This window comes from Flavobacterium branchiophilum FL-15 (assembly GCF_000253275.1).
GTDB classification, from domain to species: domain Bacteria; phylum Bacteroidota; class Bacteroidia; order Flavobacteriales; family Flavobacteriaceae; genus Flavobacterium; species Flavobacterium branchiophilum.
On sequence record NC_016001.1, the window covers coordinates 1,555,834 to 1,574,422 of the forward strand.

General features: G+C 30.1%; 16 protein-coding genes. 13 read left to right on the top strand and 3 right to left on the bottom strand.

Annotated elements, in window-relative coordinates; translation table 11 throughout:
- Window positions 1-524 precede the first annotated feature (524 nt).
- Window positions 525-893 (bottom strand): helix-turn-helix domain-containing protein, encoded by a 369-nt coding sequence (locus FBFL15_RS06750; RefSeq protein WP_014083875.1) that lies wholly within the window; start codon window positions 891-893, stop codon window positions 525-527.
- Between the two features lie 191 nt (window positions 894-1,084).
- Between FBFL15_RS06750 and FBFL15_RS06755 the strand changes: the two genes are divergently transcribed.
- The gene (locus FBFL15_RS06755; RefSeq protein WP_014083876.1) at window positions 1,085-1,918 is read left to right on the top strand and encodes an SHOCT domain-containing protein; all 834 of its coding nucleotides are present in this window, start codon (window positions 1,085-1,087) and stop codon (window positions 1,916-1,918) included.
- A gap of 22 nt (window positions 1,919-1,940) precedes the next feature.
- A complete protein-coding gene (locus FBFL15_RS06760) occupies window positions 1,941-2,513 on the top strand; it encodes a hypothetical protein (RefSeq protein WP_014083877.1) in 573 nt (190 codons plus the stop codon).
- Window positions 2,514-2,535: 22 nt separating this feature from the next.
- Here FBFL15_RS06760 and FBFL15_RS06765 read toward each other — a convergent pair whose 3' ends face one another.
- The gene (locus FBFL15_RS06765; RefSeq protein WP_014083878.1) at window positions 2,536-3,432 is read right to left on the bottom strand and encodes an IS1595-like element ISFbr1 family transposase; all 897 of its coding nucleotides are present in this window, start codon (window positions 3,430-3,432) and stop codon (window positions 2,536-2,538) included.
- A 1,152-nt stretch (window positions 3,433-4,584) separates the two neighbouring features.
- Between FBFL15_RS06765 and FBFL15_RS06775 the strand changes: the two genes are divergently transcribed.
- The 11 genes from FBFL15_RS06775 to FBFL15_RS06825 all read left to right on the top strand — a co-directional run bounded on the left by FBFL15_RS06775 (window position 4,585) and on the right by FBFL15_RS06825 (window position 16,884).
- On the top strand, window positions 4,585-6,531 hold the full coding sequence (locus FBFL15_RS06775; protein ID WP_014083879.1) for a LysM peptidoglycan-binding domain-containing protein: 1,947 nt from the start codon (window positions 4,585-4,587) through the stop codon (window positions 6,529-6,531).
- A gap of 3 nt (window positions 6,532-6,534) precedes the next feature.
- Window positions 6,535-6,936 carry an OsmC family protein gene (locus FBFL15_RS06780; protein WP_014083880.1) on the top strand — a complete coding sequence of 134 codons (402 nt, stop codon included), beginning with the start codon at window positions 6,535-6,537 and terminating at the stop codon, window positions 6,934-6,936.
- Between the two features lie 12 nt (window positions 6,937-6,948).
- Window positions 6,949-7,185 carry a DUF3820 family protein gene (locus tag FBFL15_RS06785; protein ID WP_014083881.1) on the top strand — a complete coding sequence of 79 codons (237 nt, stop codon included), beginning with the start codon at window positions 6,949-6,951 and terminating at the stop codon, window positions 7,183-7,185.
- Window positions 7,186-7,295: 110 nt separating this feature from the next.
- On the top strand, window positions 7,296-8,915 hold the full coding sequence (locus FBFL15_RS06790; RefSeq protein ID WP_014083882.1) for a CTP synthase: 1,620 nt from the start codon (window positions 7,296-7,298) through the stop codon (window positions 8,913-8,915).
- Between the two features lie 28 nt (window positions 8,916-8,943).
- Complete coding sequence (gene yidC, locus FBFL15_RS06795; protein WP_014083883.1) at window positions 8,944-10,845, top strand: membrane protein insertase YidC; 1,902 nt, start codon at window positions 8,944-8,946, stop codon at window positions 10,843-10,845.
- Window positions 10,846-10,962: 117 nt separating this feature from the next.
- On the top strand, window positions 10,963-11,895 hold the full coding sequence (locus FBFL15_RS06800; protein ID WP_014083884.1) for a glycosyltransferase family 2 protein: 933 nt from the start codon (window positions 10,963-10,965) through the stop codon (window positions 11,893-11,895).
- A gap of 25 nt (window positions 11,896-11,920) precedes the next feature.
- The gene (locus tag FBFL15_RS15735; protein ID WP_014083885.1) at window positions 11,921-12,874 is read left to right on the top strand and encodes a glycosyltransferase family 2 protein; all 954 of its coding nucleotides are present in this window, start codon (window positions 11,921-11,923) and stop codon (window positions 12,872-12,874) included.
- The gene (locus FBFL15_RS06810) at window positions 12,867-14,081 is read left to right on the top strand and encodes a hypothetical protein (RefSeq protein ID WP_014083886.1); all 1,215 of its coding nucleotides are present in this window, start codon (window positions 12,867-12,869) and stop codon (window positions 14,079-14,081) included. Before FBFL15_RS15735 ends, FBFL15_RS06810 begins: the two co-directional genes overlap by 8 nt.
- Window positions 14,063-15,163 (top strand): glycosyltransferase family 4 protein, encoded by a 1,101-nt coding sequence (locus FBFL15_RS06815; RefSeq protein WP_014083887.1) that lies wholly within the window; start codon window positions 14,063-14,065, stop codon window positions 15,161-15,163. Before FBFL15_RS06810 ends, FBFL15_RS06815 begins: the two co-directional genes overlap by 19 nt.
- Before the next feature lie 9 nt (window positions 15,164-15,172).
- Complete coding sequence (locus tag FBFL15_RS06820) at window positions 15,173-16,168, top strand: glycosyltransferase family 2 protein (protein ID WP_014083888.1); 996 nt, start codon at window positions 15,173-15,175, stop codon at window positions 16,166-16,168.
- Window positions 16,169-16,188: 20 nt separating this feature from the next.
- The gene (locus FBFL15_RS06825; protein ID WP_148267900.1) at window positions 16,189-16,884 is read left to right on the top strand and encodes a toxin-antitoxin system YwqK family antitoxin; all 696 of its coding nucleotides are present in this window, start codon (window positions 16,189-16,191) and stop codon (window positions 16,882-16,884) included.
- A gap of 60 nt (window positions 16,885-16,944) precedes the next feature.
- Here FBFL15_RS06825 and ilvC read toward each other — a convergent pair whose 3' ends face one another.
- A complete protein-coding gene (gene ilvC / locus FBFL15_RS06830; RefSeq protein ID WP_014083890.1) occupies window positions 16,945-18,429 on the bottom strand; it encodes a ketol-acid reductoisomerase in 1,485 nt (494 codons plus the stop codon).
- Window positions 18,430-18,589 lie beyond the last annotated feature (160 nt).

Here is an 18,589-nt window from a genome sequence, read left to right on the forward strand (position 1 = left end):
GGTTAAACCATCATTAGTATAGGTTAAACCTGCATTAATAAAGGTTAAACCTATATTAATAAAAGTTAAACCTATATTAATAAAGGTTAAACCTGTATAAGTAAAGGTTAAACCTGTATCGGTAAAGGTTAAACCTGTATTAGTAAAGGTTAAACCTGTATCGGTAAAGGTTAAACCTATATTAGTAAAGGTTAAACCTTTAATAGTATAGTTTACACAATCTAAAGACTACTCCCGATTAAAGAAAGAAAATTTGAATTTGGTTTAATTTTTTTTAACAAAACTCAAAACATTAGTACATATTGAGAACAAGGGCATAATGAAACCATGTTTATAGGTTTAAAAACAAGAGGTTTTAATATTGAGCATACTTAAATTTATATGATCACTTTTTTTTCGGCAAAAGCCTTTTGATAAGGCAACAATAGTACCCTTTGGCTCAAGCCAAAGGCTATTGATTGCAAGAATATATTTAAAACATTTTTTTACGTTCGTTTTTCAGCGGGTATAATATACGCTAACTTTTAACCTTTGCCTTCCAACTTTAGAATAAGTTCTCTCAAAAACGAGACCTCGTTTTCCAAATGATGGATGCGGTCTTCATAGCTTTTTTTGAGTTCTTCGGGGAAATAGTTATTGTTAAAAACATGAGCTTTTCCAGAACTGGTACAATTATTAAAAATCAAACTATCGTCGAAAGAAACCAAGTCGATAGGCTCAATTTGAAGGATTTTAGCAATATTTTCAATTCTATTCCAATCGAGTTTGATGTCGTTGTTTTCGAGTTTGCTATAAGCCCGTTGCGACATTTTGAGTTCGGCAGCCATAAAATCTTGAGTAAAACCTTTAAGTTCTCTTACTTTTCTAATTTTGTCTCCAACATTTGATTTCATTTTTTTCTTATTTAGTTCCAAATTAGAACCAAAATTAAATATTTTAGAACTTAAAACCAAATAATAAGGTCGTTTTTTTTCAAGTAATTTGCAAATAAAAAAGAACAAGTTTGGATTGGAAAAAAGTGGAGGCTAGAAACCACTATAATCAACGGGGCGAAACTGAAAAGTATAAATAATAAATTAATAATATGGTAGAACATGAAATATATATAGGTCTAATTGTTGGACTTATATTTGCAACCACTGTATATGTATGGGAGTCAAAAGATTTTAGTCAGAATCAAAAAATATTTTTAACAATATGTGCTATTTGTGCTCCAATACAATGGTTTCTTATATTAATTTTTTCAATTTCAAACTCTAATAATTATAAAAATTCTGCTGAATATAATGCAAAAAAAATAAATAACGAATATAATTTAAGTTTAGATACTTCTCAAAAAAATTTAGTTGAATTAAAAGAAAAAGGTTTAATTACTGAATTAGAATTTAGTGAAAAAAATGATAAAATAGTTAAAGATAAAATAAAAAATTTACTTATAAATTCAATTGAGTATAAACAATTAAAATCATTATTTGATAATAATCTTTTAACTCAAATAGAGTTTGAAAATAAAAAAAATATATTAGAAGAAAAAGTTAATAAGGAATATTTTACTCAAAATAATGAGGGTGAAATTATTATTTATAGAGACACAATTGATGATAAAAAAATTAAAATAGTTGGAAGTTTAAATTCAACTATTGGCTCAAAAGTATTTATAGATGATGTTCTTATATTAGATGATGTCTTTATATACAAATCATTAACACATAAGCTAATAGTAAAAAATGGAGAAATAGTTAATCGATTTTTTTTAGAAAAAAAGGATAATTTGATTTTTGAAAAATCTAGTAATGATTTACAGCCAAAAGTTGGTGATAAAGTATATCTATTAAACTTTGAAGCTGTAACAAATGGATATTATAGATATTCTTTGTTTACATCTTTTTTAGTTGAAAATGGAGTAATTATTAAGTAATAAAAATAATAAACAAGTAGTAATGGAAGAAAATAATTTTGAAATGCCAAGTGTGTATTCTGCTCATTTGGATATTTATGATAACATACCAATTGTAGAAGATGTAGATAAAGGTATTCAGGCTAAAACACCGCCTCCAGTATCTCTTAATATGCCTCCTGTTCCTTCTTTCCGTAAAAAAAAGGATATTATACCAGACCCATTTGAATTGGTAGAAAGAGATGCTGACAGAAGAAAAAGCGTTTATGAAAAAGCGTCTATAAATGAATATTATAATAAATTAGAAGATGGTAGTTACGAACTTAAAAAAGATAACGACATTACAATTCATCCAAAGGAAAGTTCAACAATATCTACACTGTACCCTAAGGTAGAAAGTAATAATTATTCAACTAATGATTCAAAACTGTACCCTATGGTAGAAAGTAATAATTATTCAACTAATGATTCAAATAAAAGTATATATCAAGACCAAAATATATTTATAGATTTATTATTTTTTTTCTCATTTATTATATTTTTATTGTTAGTAATTTATTTTATAAATAAATATCTTAGTAAAATAATAAATAAAAATAATTTGACTTCTCATTAATTATTTTTATAGAGTTATCCGTTTAGGTACTTACTATAATCTCACTATATTTAAGGGGTTTAGTAATTACCATCCTTTTAATTAAGTTATCAAATATAGTTTGTTTGCTATTTGATCTATTTAATCTGTAGCTGTACTCGTCCAAATATTTTTCAATATGTTCTTCATGCATCCATGAGAAAGTGCTTCTTAACCAAGCCTTAACTTGATGTATAATTGTATTTATCTCAAAAAAATCAGAACTATTACTCTTAATTTGGGTTATATCATACATCTCTTTTAATGGTTTGTATCCTGTCCATTCATCAGTTATTATTTTTGCCTCAGTGGATATATGTGCATCAAATATTTTTTCTAGTGATACCGAAGAATAATCATTTATTAGCTTAAAATAGGCTCTTTTTACACCACCGTTTTTATCTATTTCAACTGCAGCCACAATTTTCTTTTTCTTACTATCTGTACTTCTTCCTTGCTTGAGTGTTTCTTTACCACCAAAAACGAATTCATCAACGATTGCAGTACCTTTAATGGGATAACACTCGCTACTTTTCATTGCTTTTCTAACCTTACTCATAAACAACCAAGCCGTAGATTGCCTTATATTTAATCGCTTTGCCATCTGATTTGAAGAAATACCTTTTGTGGTTGCACTCATTTCAAAAACGATTGTAAAAGCTTTTCTCATACCAAATTTAACTTTATGGAACATAGTGTTAGCCGATGGACTTTCGATGTGATGACAGTTATTACAGTCTCTTGCAAAATTTGCTTTTCTAACATTATATTTACTATTGCCACATTTTACACACTTATAACCGTTTGACCATTTCCGATCTGCTAGATATTCTAGACAATCTAAATCTGTTTTGAATTTATCAAAATACTCTATTATTCCTTGACCTAAGAATTGTTCCATAGCCTATTGTTTTAGTTATTACAAATATAAGTATTTAAATGGATAACTCTATATTTTTATTTTGTAATTTATACCAAATAATAAAATAAATATATTAGTATCAATATTGTTTAGTTAACTGTAATATAGAAATAATTGCACTTAAGCTTTGTAAAACTTAAAACTTTGACAAAGATTTTTTTAGATTATAAGGGGCTGATGAAAAGTTAAAAGTAGTAGTAATAACAATCCACTTGGAAACTTTTATAAAATGTATTGTATGTAATTTTAGTAAAAAATTTTAAAAAGAAGTGTTAATATTAAAATTGAGGTAATAAATGAATAGTCATTGGCTTTAGCCAAATTTGCGTCTTTTTTTCGGCTAAAGCCTTTTGATAATGCAACAATAGTACCCTTTGGCTCAAGCCAAAGGCTATTGATTGAAAGAATATATTTAAAATATTTTTTTTCAGAGAGCCTAATAAACGCTAACTTCAAAACTTATAACCTCTAACTTCTAACCTCAAACCTCAAACCTCAAACTTCTAACTTCTAACCTCTAACCTCTAACCTCTAACCTCTAACCTCTAACCTCTAACCTCTAACCTCTAACCTCTAACCTCTAACCTCTAACCTCTAACCTCTAACCTCTAACTTCTAACCTCTAACCTCTAACTTCTAACCTCTAACCTCTAACCTCTAACCTCTAACCTCTAACCTCTAACCTCTAACCTCTAATCTCTAATCTCTAATCTCTAACTTCTAACCTCTAACCTCTAACCTCTAACCTCTAACCTCTAACCTCTAACCTCTAACCTCTAACCTCTAACCTCTAACTTCTAACCTCTAACCTCTAACCTCTAACCTCTAACCTCTAATCTCTAACCTCTAACCTCTAACCTCTAACTTCTAACTTCTAACCTCTAACCTCTAACCTCTAACCTCTAACTTCTAACCTCTAACTTCATACTTCATACTTCTAACCTCTATTAAATTCAATTATTTTATTATAAATAGTAAAAATGAATATAAATATTATAGGATTTGAATTTTGACAAATATTAAAGAAAGGTATGGTTGGTGAAATATTTTGTTAAGAAATACTAATTTGTTTGATAATTAAAATTAATTAACCTACTTTTGATATTCGTTAATTGATTTAAAAATTATAAGATGTTTAGAAAATTTGCCCTTACTATTGGCTTACTTATTAGCCTTTTAACCTCTGCACAAAACATTGTAAAACATAAGGTATTACAAGGTGAAACCATTACTCAAATAGCACAAAAATATCATGTAACTCCTTTTGATATTTACAAGTTAAACCCTGATGCACAAAAAGGATTACAGGCCGATGCCCTATTGTTAATCCCAAACTCGTCTGCAAATATCAAGGCGGCACTTGAAAAACCTGGAAAAAATGAGGTTATTCCCGTTAAAACGACGTATCAAACGCATACCGTTTTATCTAAAGAAACCATTTTTGGAATTGCAAAACAATATGAAATTTCGGAAGAAGATCTGTATAAAGTAAATACAAATTTAGAAAAAGAAGGATTGAAAATTGGTTCTATAATTAATATTCCAAAAAAAAATAGTAAGACTAGTACGGTAAAAAGTCCCAAAACCAATGATGAAAAACCGGTATATCATGAAGTATTAGAAAAAGAAACCAAATATTCTATTGCCAAAAAATATGGTATAACGGTAGAAGCCCTAGAAGCCAAAAATCCAGAAATTGTATCTGGACTTCAAATGGGATACAAACTTTTGATTAAAGGTACTTTGCCAAAAATTCAAGAAACGGTTAAAGAAATTAATGTAAAAAAAAAACCAACTGAAACTATAAAATGGGTAAATTATGAAGTTAAATCGAAAGAAACTTTATATAGTTTGTCCAAAAAATTTAGTGTCAAACAAGATGATTTAACACTTTGGAACCCTGATTTGGCCAATGGATTGAAAGAAGGAATGATATTGAAAATACCTGCTACGGCTACCCTTGCAAACGAAATTAAGAAAAATAAAACGGATTTAAAAGCAACGCTAAAAAATCTGGATAAGAAAAAATTAGTGATGTTACTGCCTTTTAATAGTAGCAAAATAAAAACAGATTCTGTAGCGGTTCTTCAAAAAAAGTTTAAAGAGGATCAATTTTTAAACCTCACTATGGATTTTTATTCTGGTGCTTTGATGGCTATCGACTCGGCTAAATCATTAGGAATCAATGTAGATGTAACCATTTTGGACTCAGAGGAAAACAAAAACAGTTCTAATGTTGACAATTTAGCCAATAAAAGCAGTGTCAAAACGGCACATGCCATTATTGGCCCTTTTTATCAAGCACATGCCGAAAAGTTAGCATCCATTTTAGAAAAAGACAATATTCCAGTTATTTCGCCTTTATCAAAAGAAATGATAGGTACTTACAAAAACATGTATGCTTCCATGCCAACACCTACATTTATAAAAGATGCCATGTATGATTATATGGAACAAAAAAATGGCAATATTTTGGCAGTAATTGATCCTAAAAAAGCAGGTTTGAAAAAATATATTGTTGAAAATCAAAAGGAAACTAAAATAGTAGCTTTGTCAGATAAAGGAGCAGTTGTGTCTGATAATATCAAAGCACTGTTGGTAAAAGACAAACTCAATTTTGTAGTAATGGCTTCAGATAATAGCGGTATGATATTGACATTAGTCAATCAATTGATAAAATTTCAAACAGAATATCAAATACGTTTAGTGATGTTAGAACAATCAAAAGCATTGAATTTTGAAGAAATTGCCATGAGTAAACTTACAAAATTGCAACTAACTTATCCGTCTTTGACAAGGGAAAATGAAACTGCAGATGCAAAGAAATTTGAAAGAGCATACAAAAAATTAAATAAAACTTTTCCTAATCAATATGCCACACGAGGATTTGACATTACGTTTGACACCCTTTTAAGATTATCTCAAGAAAAAGATTTTGAAACCTCTATTAATGATGATGCTACGGTTCAGATAGATAATAAATTTGATTATGAAAAAATAATTTCAGGAGGCTATATCAACAAAGGCGTTTTCATTTTACAATACAACAATGATTTAACAATTACAGAAGCACCATAAAAAATGACATCAAAAGTAACTTATTTGGGCGATTTGCGAACATCCTCAACGCATTTGCAATCTGGAACAACTATACTGTCGGATGCCCCAACAGACAATCATGGAAAAGGAGAGGCTTTTTCGCCTACGGATTTGTTAGCCAATGCTTTGGGCAGTTGTATGCTATCTATTATGGCCATCAAATCGAAGGATTTGAATGTAGATTTGAAAGACGCCACTGCCGATGTTACCAAAATAATGCAAGCCGAACCCAGAAAAATAAGCAAAATAATTATTGTATTGACTATGCCCATAACTCCAACGGAAAAGGAACGTACAATTTTAGAACGGGTGGCTCTGAATTGTCCTGTTTTGTTGAGTTTACATCCAGATATTGAAAAAGAGCTAACATTTAATTGGCAATAAATCATTTTTCAAATGGATGATAATCAAAAAAAATTGATACAATTGGCACATACCAAAATGCCTTTTGGCAAATATGAAGGTCGTTTTTTGATTGATATTCCGGAGTATTATATTGTTTGGTACCACAATAAAGGCTTTCCAAAAGGAACACTAGGCGAACAATTACAGCTTATTTATGAGTTGAAATTAAACGGATTGGAAGACCTGATTAGAAATATCAAAAAAAAATATCCTAAACCCAATGGATAAAATGTTACACGGCAAAAATTTCAAATTTTAAAGTTAAAAAAATTTGTTGTATTTTTGCCGTGTTTTTTATGTAAAATTTAAAAAACGAAACAACATAACGTATTTAAAAAATGAATCAAACAAAATATATTTTTGTAACAGGAGGAGTTACCTCTTCATTAGGAAAAGGTATTATTGCCGCTTCTTTAGCAAAATTGCTACAAGCCAGAGGTTATAGTACAACAATTCAGAAATTTGACCCATATTTGAACGTAGATCCAGGAACATTAAACCCTTATGAACACGGTGAATGTTATGTAACCGATGACGGAGCAGAAACGGATTTGGATTTAGGACATTATGAAAGATTTTTGAATGTTCCTACCTCACAAGCCAATAATGTTACAACAGGAAGGGTATATTTGTCTGTAATCGAAAAAGAAAGAAGGGGAGAATTTTTAGGTAAAACCGTACAAGTTGTACCACATATTACAAATGAAATCAAAAACAGAATGCAATTGTTAGGCAATTCAGGAAATTTTGATATTGTAATTACTGAAATTGGAGGAACTGTTGGCGATATAGAGTCGCTACCTTATATAGAATCTGTTCGTCAATTGGTTTGGGAATTAGGCGAAAAAAACAGTATCGTGATTCATTTAACCTTAATACCCTATTTGGCTGCCGCAGGCGAGTTGAAAACCAAGCCCACACAACATTCTGTAAAAACCTTGATGGAAAGCGGTATCAAAGCAGATATTTTAGTATGCAGAACAGAACATGAATTATCTGACGAATTACGTCAAAAGTTGGCTTTATTTTGTAATGTAAAACGAGAAGCTGTCATTCAATCTATTGATGCTTCTACTATATATGAAGTGCCCAACCTCATGCTTCAAGAAGGTTTAGACGTTGTAGCTCTAAAAAAATTAGATTTACCTCAAAAAAACACCCCCGATTTAAAAAATTGGAATATCTTTTTACATCGTTTGAAAAACCCAAAACATACCGTAAACATTGGGCTTATTGGCAAATATGTAGAATTACAAGATTCGTACAAATCTATTTTAGAGGCTTTTATCCATGCGGGTGCAGCCAATGAAACCAAAGTAAATGTAGTATCTGTTCATTCCGAATTTATTGACGAAAATAATGTAGCCGAAAAATTATCAGGTTTGGATGGTATATTAGTAGCTCCTGGATTTGGTGAACGAGGTATCGAAGGAAAAATTGAGGCTGTACGATATGCTCGTACCCATCAACTACCGTTTTTTGGTATATGTTTGGGAATGCAAATGGCTGTAATTGAATATTTTAGAAACGTTTTGCAAATCAAAGATGCCAATTCTACCGAAATGAATAACGGTACATCAAACCCAGTTATTAATTTGATGGAAGAGCAAAAAAACATAACCGACAAAGGAGGTACGATGCGTCTTGGGGCATGGAAATGTCAATTGACAAAAGACACATTAGCCTATCAAATATACCAACAAGAAAACATCTTAGAGCGTCATCGCCATCGGTATGAATTTAATAGTGATTATTTACCTAAATTGCAAAATACCAACATGAAAGCATCTGGTATCAATCCAGATACTGGGCTGGTCGAAATCATAGAATTGGACGATCATCCTTTTTTTATAGGGGTACAATACCATCCAGAATATAAAAGTACTGTTGCCAATCCACATCCTTTATTTGTGAATTTTGTGGCAGCAACCGTGAAAAGCAAAAACAAAAAAGCATAAAATTTAAAATTAAAATATAAAAACCAAAATGGAAGAAAAAAAACTAGATTATAATTCAATTATTGGATTTGTATTGATTTTTGCTATTATGGCATGGATGTACATACAAAACCAACCTACAAAAGAGCAAATTGCTGCCGAAAAGGCCAAAAAAGCTATTGAAGCCAAAAAAGCTACAACCCCAACAGCAGCTGCTTTTACTGCACCCGATGTAGCAAAAGATAGTGCTACAAATGCTGCTCAAATACAAAAATGGCAAGCCACTCTTGGAAATTTTGCCTATTCGGCTACATTGCCTTCTGCAAAAGAAACTTTTACTACATTAGAAAATGACGTTTTGACGCTGAAAATTGCCAATAAAGGAGGATATATTGCGGAAGCCCATTTGAAAAAATTTGAAAAGTTCAAAAAAGGTTCTGGACAAATGGTTTCACTTATAAAAGATAATAATTCAAACTTAAACTTACAAATTGTTACTCAAGATAACAAAACCCTTTCTACAAAAGATTTGTTTTTTGAACCAACACTAACCAAAATTGGTAGCAATCAAGTGTTGTCGATGAAATTGAAAACAGGGGCCAACGACTATTTAGAATACCAATATGTTTTAAAACCAAACGACTATATGCTTGATTTTGACATTAAGTCTAAAGGGTTGAACAAAACAATTAATGCCTCAAAACCTATTGATTTGCAATGGGATATGAAAACTTTTCGCAATGAAAAAAGTGTTTCTTATGACAACAGATATACCGAAATTAATTATGAATATGATGGAGGAAAAAACAATTATACAGGACAAGGACACGACAAAGAAGAAACGCCAGAAAAAGTAACATATATTTCTTTTAAACAACACTTTTTTTCGTCGATATTGGTAAGTAAAACACCTTTTGAAACGTCAAAATTAACATCAAATGATTTGGTTTTGGACGAAAAAACAGATACCATTTATACCAAACAATTTAAAGCCAATTTACCTTTGGTAGTAAAAAATGGCGAAGTAGATTATAAAATGAATTGGTATTTTGGACCAACAGATTATGCAGTATTAAAATCATACAATCAAAATTTAGAAAAAACCATTTCTATGGGGTGGGGCATTATTGGTTGGATCAACAAATTGATATTTACCCCATTATTTGGATTTTTAAGCGGTTATATGAATTATGGAATAGCCATTATCATATTTACTATTTTGATAAAATTGGCCATGTCGCCTATCACCTATAAATCTTTTTTATCTCAAGCAAAAATGAAAGTACTCCGTCCAGAATTGACGGAGTTAAATGAAAAATTTGCAAAAGACCCGATGAAAAAACAACAAGAAACTATGAAGTTGTATAACAAAGCGGGGGTAAATCCTATGGCGGGTTGTATTCCAGCATTGATACAAATGCCCTTTTTGATGGCTTCGTTTCAATTTTTTCCTTCAGCATTTGAACTCCGACAAAAAAGTTTCCTTTGGGCAGACGATTTGTCTTCTTTTGACCAAATTTTTAAATTGCCATTTACAATCCCAATGTACGGAGACCACGTCAGTTTGTTTCCAATTCTTGCAGCCATTGCCATTTTCTTTTATATGAAAATGACTTCTGGCGATCAACAAATGGCGGCACCACAACAAGAAGGCATGCCAGATATGGCCAAAATGATGAAAATGATGATTTATATTTCGCCATTAATGATGTTAATATTCTTTAATAGCTATGGTGCAGGTTTGAGTTTGTATAACTTTATTTCAAACTTAATAACCATTGCCATTATGTTTGTTATAAAAAACTATATAGTAGATAGCGACAAAATTCATGCTCAAATTCAAGAAAACAAATCGAAAGAACCCAAAAAAATGGGTAAATTTCAACAAAAATTACAAGAAGTAATGAAACAGGCCGAAGAACAAAAAGCCCAACAACAAAAGAAAAAATAATTTTTTAATCCGCTTTTAAAGCGGATTTTTTTTTGAAAATTTCAAATTACTAAAATTTTTAAAATAAAAAAAAGTATATTTGTATAGTATATATTAGAGTTTAAAATAGATTAATTTATGGATAATTTTGTATCAGTCATCATTCCAAATTACAATCACAGCATTTATTTAAAAAAGCGAATAGAAACTGTTTTACAACAAAGCTATCAGCATTTTGAGGTGATTTTATTAGATGATGCTTCAACAGATGACAGTTTAGCCATTATCAATCAATACAAGCAACATCCTAAAATTAGTAATATTATTCTTAATAAAATAAATTCAGGAAGCCCATTTGTACAATGGAAAAAAGGCATTGATCTTGCAAAAGGAACTTATATATGGATTGCAGAAAGTGATGATTATTCAGACTTGAATTTTTTAGAAAAAGCAATGAATTTATTTGCAAATCATAAAAAGTTGAGTTTGGTTTTTTGTAATAGTATTATTGAAGATTTAATAAAAAACACTTCAAAAAAGTTGATTTCAAATAAAAAATCAGGATTATATTCCAATAACAATTCATTATTTTTGTATGATTGGTTTTTTAATAATAATGAATTTAGAATAGTTAATGCAAGTTCATGTGTTTTTAAAACGGACTGTATCAATCAAAAAATACTTGAAAAAATAACAAACCATCGGTATTCTGGAGATAAATTTTTTTGGGCTAGTATGCTCATAGACTATCCTGATTTTGGATACTTAGAAGAGGTGTTGAATTTTCATACATTTCATGCTCAAACTACTCGTAATTCTACGGGTATAATAATTGATAATATTAGAAATAACGAACTTTTAGAGATTTATAATTACTGTAATTTTACACAGAATATAGATTCAAATGTAAAAAGAAAAAATGAAATTGGTATTAGATTCATTAGGTTTTCATTGTATCAGTTCTTAATTTATAAAAAAATAAAAATCAGTCCATTTTTAAAAGGCATGAAACTAATAACATGGGATAAAAAAAGGTTTGGTAAAATTTATCGAACTTTAAAACAACAATAATTTTTAATTCAAATATTGTAATTTTATGAGTTGTATCATTTCCATAATAATACCCTTTTATAATAGCGAAAAATATATAAAAAAAACCTTGAAAAGCATTCAAAATCAGTCGTTTATAAATTTTGAATGTATATTGGTAGATGATGGAAGCACGGATTCTTCTAATGTAATAATTCAAGATTTCACAAGAAAAGATTCAAGATTTAAATTGTTTTTGAGAACTGAAAATGACCCAAAGGGGCCTTCAGGATGCAGGAATTTAGGTTTTCGAGAATCTAACGGTAGTTATATTCAATTTTTTGATAGCGATGATTTGATGCACCCCAAACATTTAGAAAAAAAAATTAATGCTTATCTTAATCAAGAAACGGATTTAGTTATTTGTCAATTAATTGAATTTGATAATGATGATTTTTCAAAAAAATACGGATTAAATAAAATAGATGATTTTGAGAATTTATTGAACCATCTTAACGGAACTACGGATTATTATTTACCTTGTCCGTTATGGAAAAGAAATGTAATAGCAAATGACTTATTTCCTACACAAACAAAAATTTATGAAGATTTGATATTTAACCTGATTAACAGGAAAAAATGCAAAAAAGTTACTTTACTATACGAACCCCTCATTTATTATAGAAGACATATTGATAGCACAACCGGACGTGTAAATGCAAATAAAAATATTTTACAACAAAAGATATTTGCTTGGAACATCATTTATGAGGAACTTAAAACAGATGTAAACATACACCAGTTAAAATCTATTTTATTTCAAAACAGTTATTTGAACTATTATTATTTAACTTTGCAAAAATCCATACCCTTGATGTTTTTTCAATTAAAATATTTATTTTTATTTTCTTCAAAATCGGAAGATTATTTTAACATGATAAAATTATTGATATATACACCTATAACTTTTATATTTTTGAAGGGATATTCATTATATAAACTAAAATCGACACATGAATAAAGCACTTTGTTTATTAAACCACGGTCCAGAATTTAGGTATTTAGATGTTTTAAAACAGTCTAATCAATATGACGAAATATGTATTTTGATTTCAAAAAGAATCCTTGATGTTATAGAACCAAACGAAATAAAAGGGTATAAAATTTTTGTATTACCAGATAAAAAAAATAATTTTAGAATCAAATGGGCTTTGTTTTTAACAAATTTATGTGATGAATTTGCAAAAAAAACGAATCTTAAAAACGGCATACAATCATTTTCATATTCAAAGAAAAACGTAAAATCAAAGCAGCACAAAGTTTTGATTTATAGTAAATTCATTAATATTTTTATTTCATTGTTCATAAAACCGCTATTTTGGATTACCAAAAAAAGCGGGGTATATTTATACCAAGACAATCAATTGTTACAATTGATAAATGAAACCCAATGTCAAACGATGATTGCTTTTGAACATTTGGGAGGTGTTGATTATCAAATGTATAACGGCAAAAATGCTGGTTTAACAATACTATATTATTTGAATAATCAAAAAGATTTAACCATTCGACCTTATGCTCCCTTAATGGCAGACCAATTTTTTATATGGTATGAATCTCAAAAAAAGTTGATGATTGATATTGAAAGGAGTTATTTTAAATCACATGCAATGGGTGTTTTTAGATTACAAAACCATCTAAAAAAACCAAGTATTAATCCTGAAAATAAAATTTTTAATCTACTATATTCTTGCTCAGATCCTCGTAGAAGACCTTATGAATTACAAACTTTAAAAAAATTAGCTCAATTAATTCAGCGAACTAAGTTAGAAATTAAACTTCAAATAAGACTCAATCCTATGTATTCTAGTGGTGTTTTTTTGGAATTGACGGAATTTCCTTTTGTTTCTATTTTAGAAAACAAGTGGCTGTGGAATGAAAAATTGTTTGTAAACATTCCTACAACTCAATCGGATTTGCATTATTTTAATCAAATTAGTAATGCAGATTGCATCATGTCGTTACCTTCAACTACATTAATTGAAGCTGTTTTGTTTAATAAAAAAACGATTTGTTTGATTGATATAAATTCTCCGGATTATTTAATTGAATGTCAAGAACTTAAAATGGTAGTCCCAACCGAAATTTTAGAACATCAAGATTTTCAAATAGTCGAAAATTTGAATCAAACAACATTAAATTCGATAGTATGTACGACATCATCATAGCAGCAGATTATTTGATAAATCCTAATATTTTTGGTGGAATAGACCGTTTTTTTTATCAATTATCTGAAAAATTACGGGTAGAGGGATATCAATTTATTTTTTTGTTTCCAAATAGGAATCATGCAAATCACGATCATTATATTCAAAATAATGTACCATGTTTGTTATTAGAAGGTAATCATTTTATGAAAAGTGTAATTGCGTTTACAAATAAAAATCCGAGCAAGGTTATACACACACATTTTTTTCCAACATTTGCAAGACAATATAAATATTTATCTAAAAATAATAAAGTAATAATTGTAACGGAACACATGTCTAGACCTATTCAAGGATGGTCTATCAAAAAACAAATGACCTCAAAGATCAATAAATTAATTTCATACCGATATATTGACCATATAATCCATGTAAGCAAATATCTAGAAAATGAAAATCGATTCTTTTTTGGAAACAATATTTTAACTAAATCGAAAATTATTTACAATGGTGTTGCCATTAAACCATTGAATAAAAATTATAAACAGAAAGTGGCTATAGATAATAAAATACAATTAATATCAGTGGGACGTTTAGTAAAGGAAAAAGGAATGTCAACTGTATTGAAAGTTTTTGAACATTTATGTAATCAATATGGCGAAAAATTTGAATTAAATATACTTGGCGATGGCTATCAACGAAAAGAATTAGAATGTGAAGCAGGGGCTAGATTGAATGAATCAATTTTTTTGAGAGGCAATGTCAATAATGTATCTGATTGGTTACGTAAAGCGGATGTATATGTTCATTGTGCCTCACAAGAAGCATTTGCGTTTATATTTCTTGAAGCAGCAGAAGCAGGTTTGCCAATTATAACACTTGATGTTGGCGGTAATAGAGAATTTATTATAGATGGATTTAATGGATTTTTAATTCATGATTTAAGTAATTTACTAGAATTTGAAAATAAAATTGTTTATTTTATGAACAATATCGACCAAATCAAAAATATGGGACAAAATTCAAGGGAATTAGTAAAAAATAGTTTTTCAGACGTAAAAATGATTGAAAATTATATTGATATTTACAAAAAATATTTATAAATTATAAGCATGAACATTTCTTTAGTTATCTGCACTTATATGCGGCCAGATTCTTTATTAAAATTATTATATTCATTAGAGGCACAAATAATAAAACCAAACGAAATCATAATTGTTGATGGTTCTACTACTCTTGATACTCAAATAGTTTTAAAAAATTATGACTTTGATGTTACCTATTTTTTAGTAGATGATGATAATAGAGGTTTGACAAAGCAACGCAATTTTGGTGTTTCTAAAACTGATAAAAGCACGGATGTAGTAGCATTTTTAGATGATGATTTAATATTGGAACCCAATTATTTTGAGGAAATCATTAAAACTTATCAACAAAACCCAAAAGCTATTGGAGTTGGTGGTATTGATTTGGTTGAAAATACTTATAGTCTAAAAAATCCAAACCAAATGTACTCAAAGTTTGAATATTTTGAATTGGATGGATGGATAAAAAAGGAAGGAATGAGAAATAAAGTTAGAAAAATATTTGGTTTAATGACAGATTTACAACCCGAATTAATACCATCATTTTCTCACGGACGAACGGGATTGCCTCCAAACGATAAACTTTATGAAGTTGAGCATTTTATGGGAGGTATAGCCACCTATAAAAAAGATTTATTCCATAAAATAGCTTTCTCAAAATATTTTGAAGGTTATGGCCTATACGAGGATTATGATTTTTGTGTTAGGGCTATAAAACATGGCAAACTATACATCAATACAAAAGCAAAAGTACACCACTATCATGCCCCTTCGGGCAGACCAAATCAATATGATTATGGCAAAATGGTGGTTAGAAATGGGTGGTATGTATGGAGGTTAAAAAACCCTCAACCTGATTTACAATCTAAAATAAAATGGCATGCCATTACAATATTATTGATGGTATTGCGTTTTTTTAATGCTTTTACTACAAAAAAAAGCAAACAAGCTTTTACAGAAAGTTTAGGTAGGGGGGTAGCTTGGATTCAATTATTTTTTGACAAACCTACAATTGAATATTAATTTTGATGACTAAAACAAACATGAAGTATTTTATTATATTGGTATCTTTTTTTATAAACGGATTACTGTTTTCTCAAGAGTGTAATACATTAGACCCACAAGGACGCAAGCACGGGTTGTGGAAAGGTTATCATGAAGGCTCCAATCGATTGCGGTATCAGGGTACTTTTGAGCATGGCAAAGAGGTTGGTACTTTTCAATATTTTGATGATACAAAAGCAGGAGATGTGATAGGCATTCGGGTTTTTGATGCACAAAATAATAGTGTTTATACCACTTTTTATGATCAACAAAAAAATATTGTAAGCGAAGGAAAATCTATCAACAAGCTCAAAGAAGGTATTTGGAAATATTATCATTATGCCTCTAAAAAAATCATGACCGAAGAGTTTTATCGGGCAGGAAAGTTAGATGCTGCACGAACGGTTTATTATTTGAATGGCAATATAGCGGAAATCACCACTTATAAAGAGGGTATAAAAGACGGTTTGTATAAAAAATTAACAGAAGAAGGTGTTGTTTTAGAGATAGTTACATTTAAAAATAATGAATATGATGGGCTAGCAGTTTATAGAGATGTAAACAACCAAATAGTTTCTGAAGGTATATTTACAAACGGTAAAAAAACAGGAATTTGGAAGTTTTATGAAAACGGAAAATATATTAGGTCGGAGAATCATAATTTTCAAGGGAAAAAATTTGCCAAGAAAAAGTAATACATAAAAAAGCGGTTTAAATTATTTATTTAAACCGCTTTTTTTGTAAATAAAACAATACTAAGCCAAAGAGCTGATGGCTTTCATATCGGTCATGGCCTCTCTCAATTCGGCACCAATAAGTTCAATTTCATGAAAACGTAAAGCTTCATTTACTTTGATTAAAGTTTTGTTGTCCACACCATGATCTTTACCTTCGTTAAAGTTTTTTCCAATAATATTAGTTTCAACTTTTGTCATAAAATCTGCCAATAATGGTTTGCAAGCATGATCAAATAAATAGCAACCATATTCAGCTGTGTCAGAAATGACGCTATTCATTTCAAATAACTTTCTTCTTGCAATTGTATTCGCAATCAATGGCGTTTCGTGTAACGATTCGTAATAAGCAGATTCTTCTTTGATACCCGCTTCAACCATTGTTTCAAAGGCCAATTCTACACCTGCACGAACCATGGCCACCATCAATAGGCCATTGTCAAAATACTCTTGTTCAGCAATTTTAACATCGCCAGCTGGTGTTTTTTCAAAGGCAGTTTCGCCAGTTGCGGCTCTCCAAGTCAATAAATTTTTGTCGTTATTTGCCCAGTCGGCCATCATGGTTGAAGAAAATTCGCCACTCATAATGTCGTCTTGGTGTTTTTGAAACAACGGACGCATAATGTCTTTTAATTCTTCCGAAATTTCAAAAGCTTTAATTTTTGCTGGATTCGACAAACGGTCAAACATGGCCGTAATACCTCCTTGTTTCAATGCCTCGGTAATGGTTTCCCATCCGTATTGTATTAATTTAGAGGCATATCCAGCCTCTATTCCTTTTTCGATCATTTTATCAAAACATAAAATAGAACCTGTTTGCAACAAACCACACAAAATGGTTTGTTCGCCCATCAAGTCTGATTTTACTTCGGCTACAAACGACGATTTCAAAACTCCAGCTCTGTGGCCACCCGTAGCAGCACAATAAGCTTTGGCATAGTCCCAACCTTTGCCCTCTGGATCGTTTTCTGGATGAACGGCAATAAGTGTTGGAACCCCAAATCCTCGTACATATTCAGCTCTTACTTCGGTTCCAGGGCATTTTGGTGCTACCATAATCACAGTAATGTCCTTACGAATTTGCATCCCTTCTTCTACAATATTAAATCCATGCGAGTAAGATAATGTGGCATTTTGTTTCATCAAAGGCATTACGGCTGCAATAACGGCAGAGTGTTGTTTATCTGGTGTCAAATTGATAACCAAATCAGCCGTTGGGATTAATGTTTCATAAGTGCCAACGGTAAAGTTATGGCTTGTGGCATCTTTCCATGATGGTCTTTGTCCGTCTATTGCTTCCTGACGCAATGCAAATGCAATGTCTAGTCCAGAATCTCTCATATTTAATCCTTGGTTCAACCCCTGAGCGCCACAACCAATAATCACGATTTTTTTGCCTAATAATGCTTCAACTCCTGCGGTAAAATAACTTCCGTCAAGAAATTCGCATACTCCTAACTGGTTCAATTGTTCTCTTAATGGAAGAGAATTAAAATAATTTGCCATTTTGTATTGTATTTATAATAATTAATGTAATGATTTGTAAAAAACTTTACAAAGGTGCATTAATTTTTGAACTTTCAAATGTATATTTGCTGTTTATTTAGGTACTTTTTATGGTATGATTAAAATGTATTTTTTTGATTATTGGCTAATTCTCTGAATC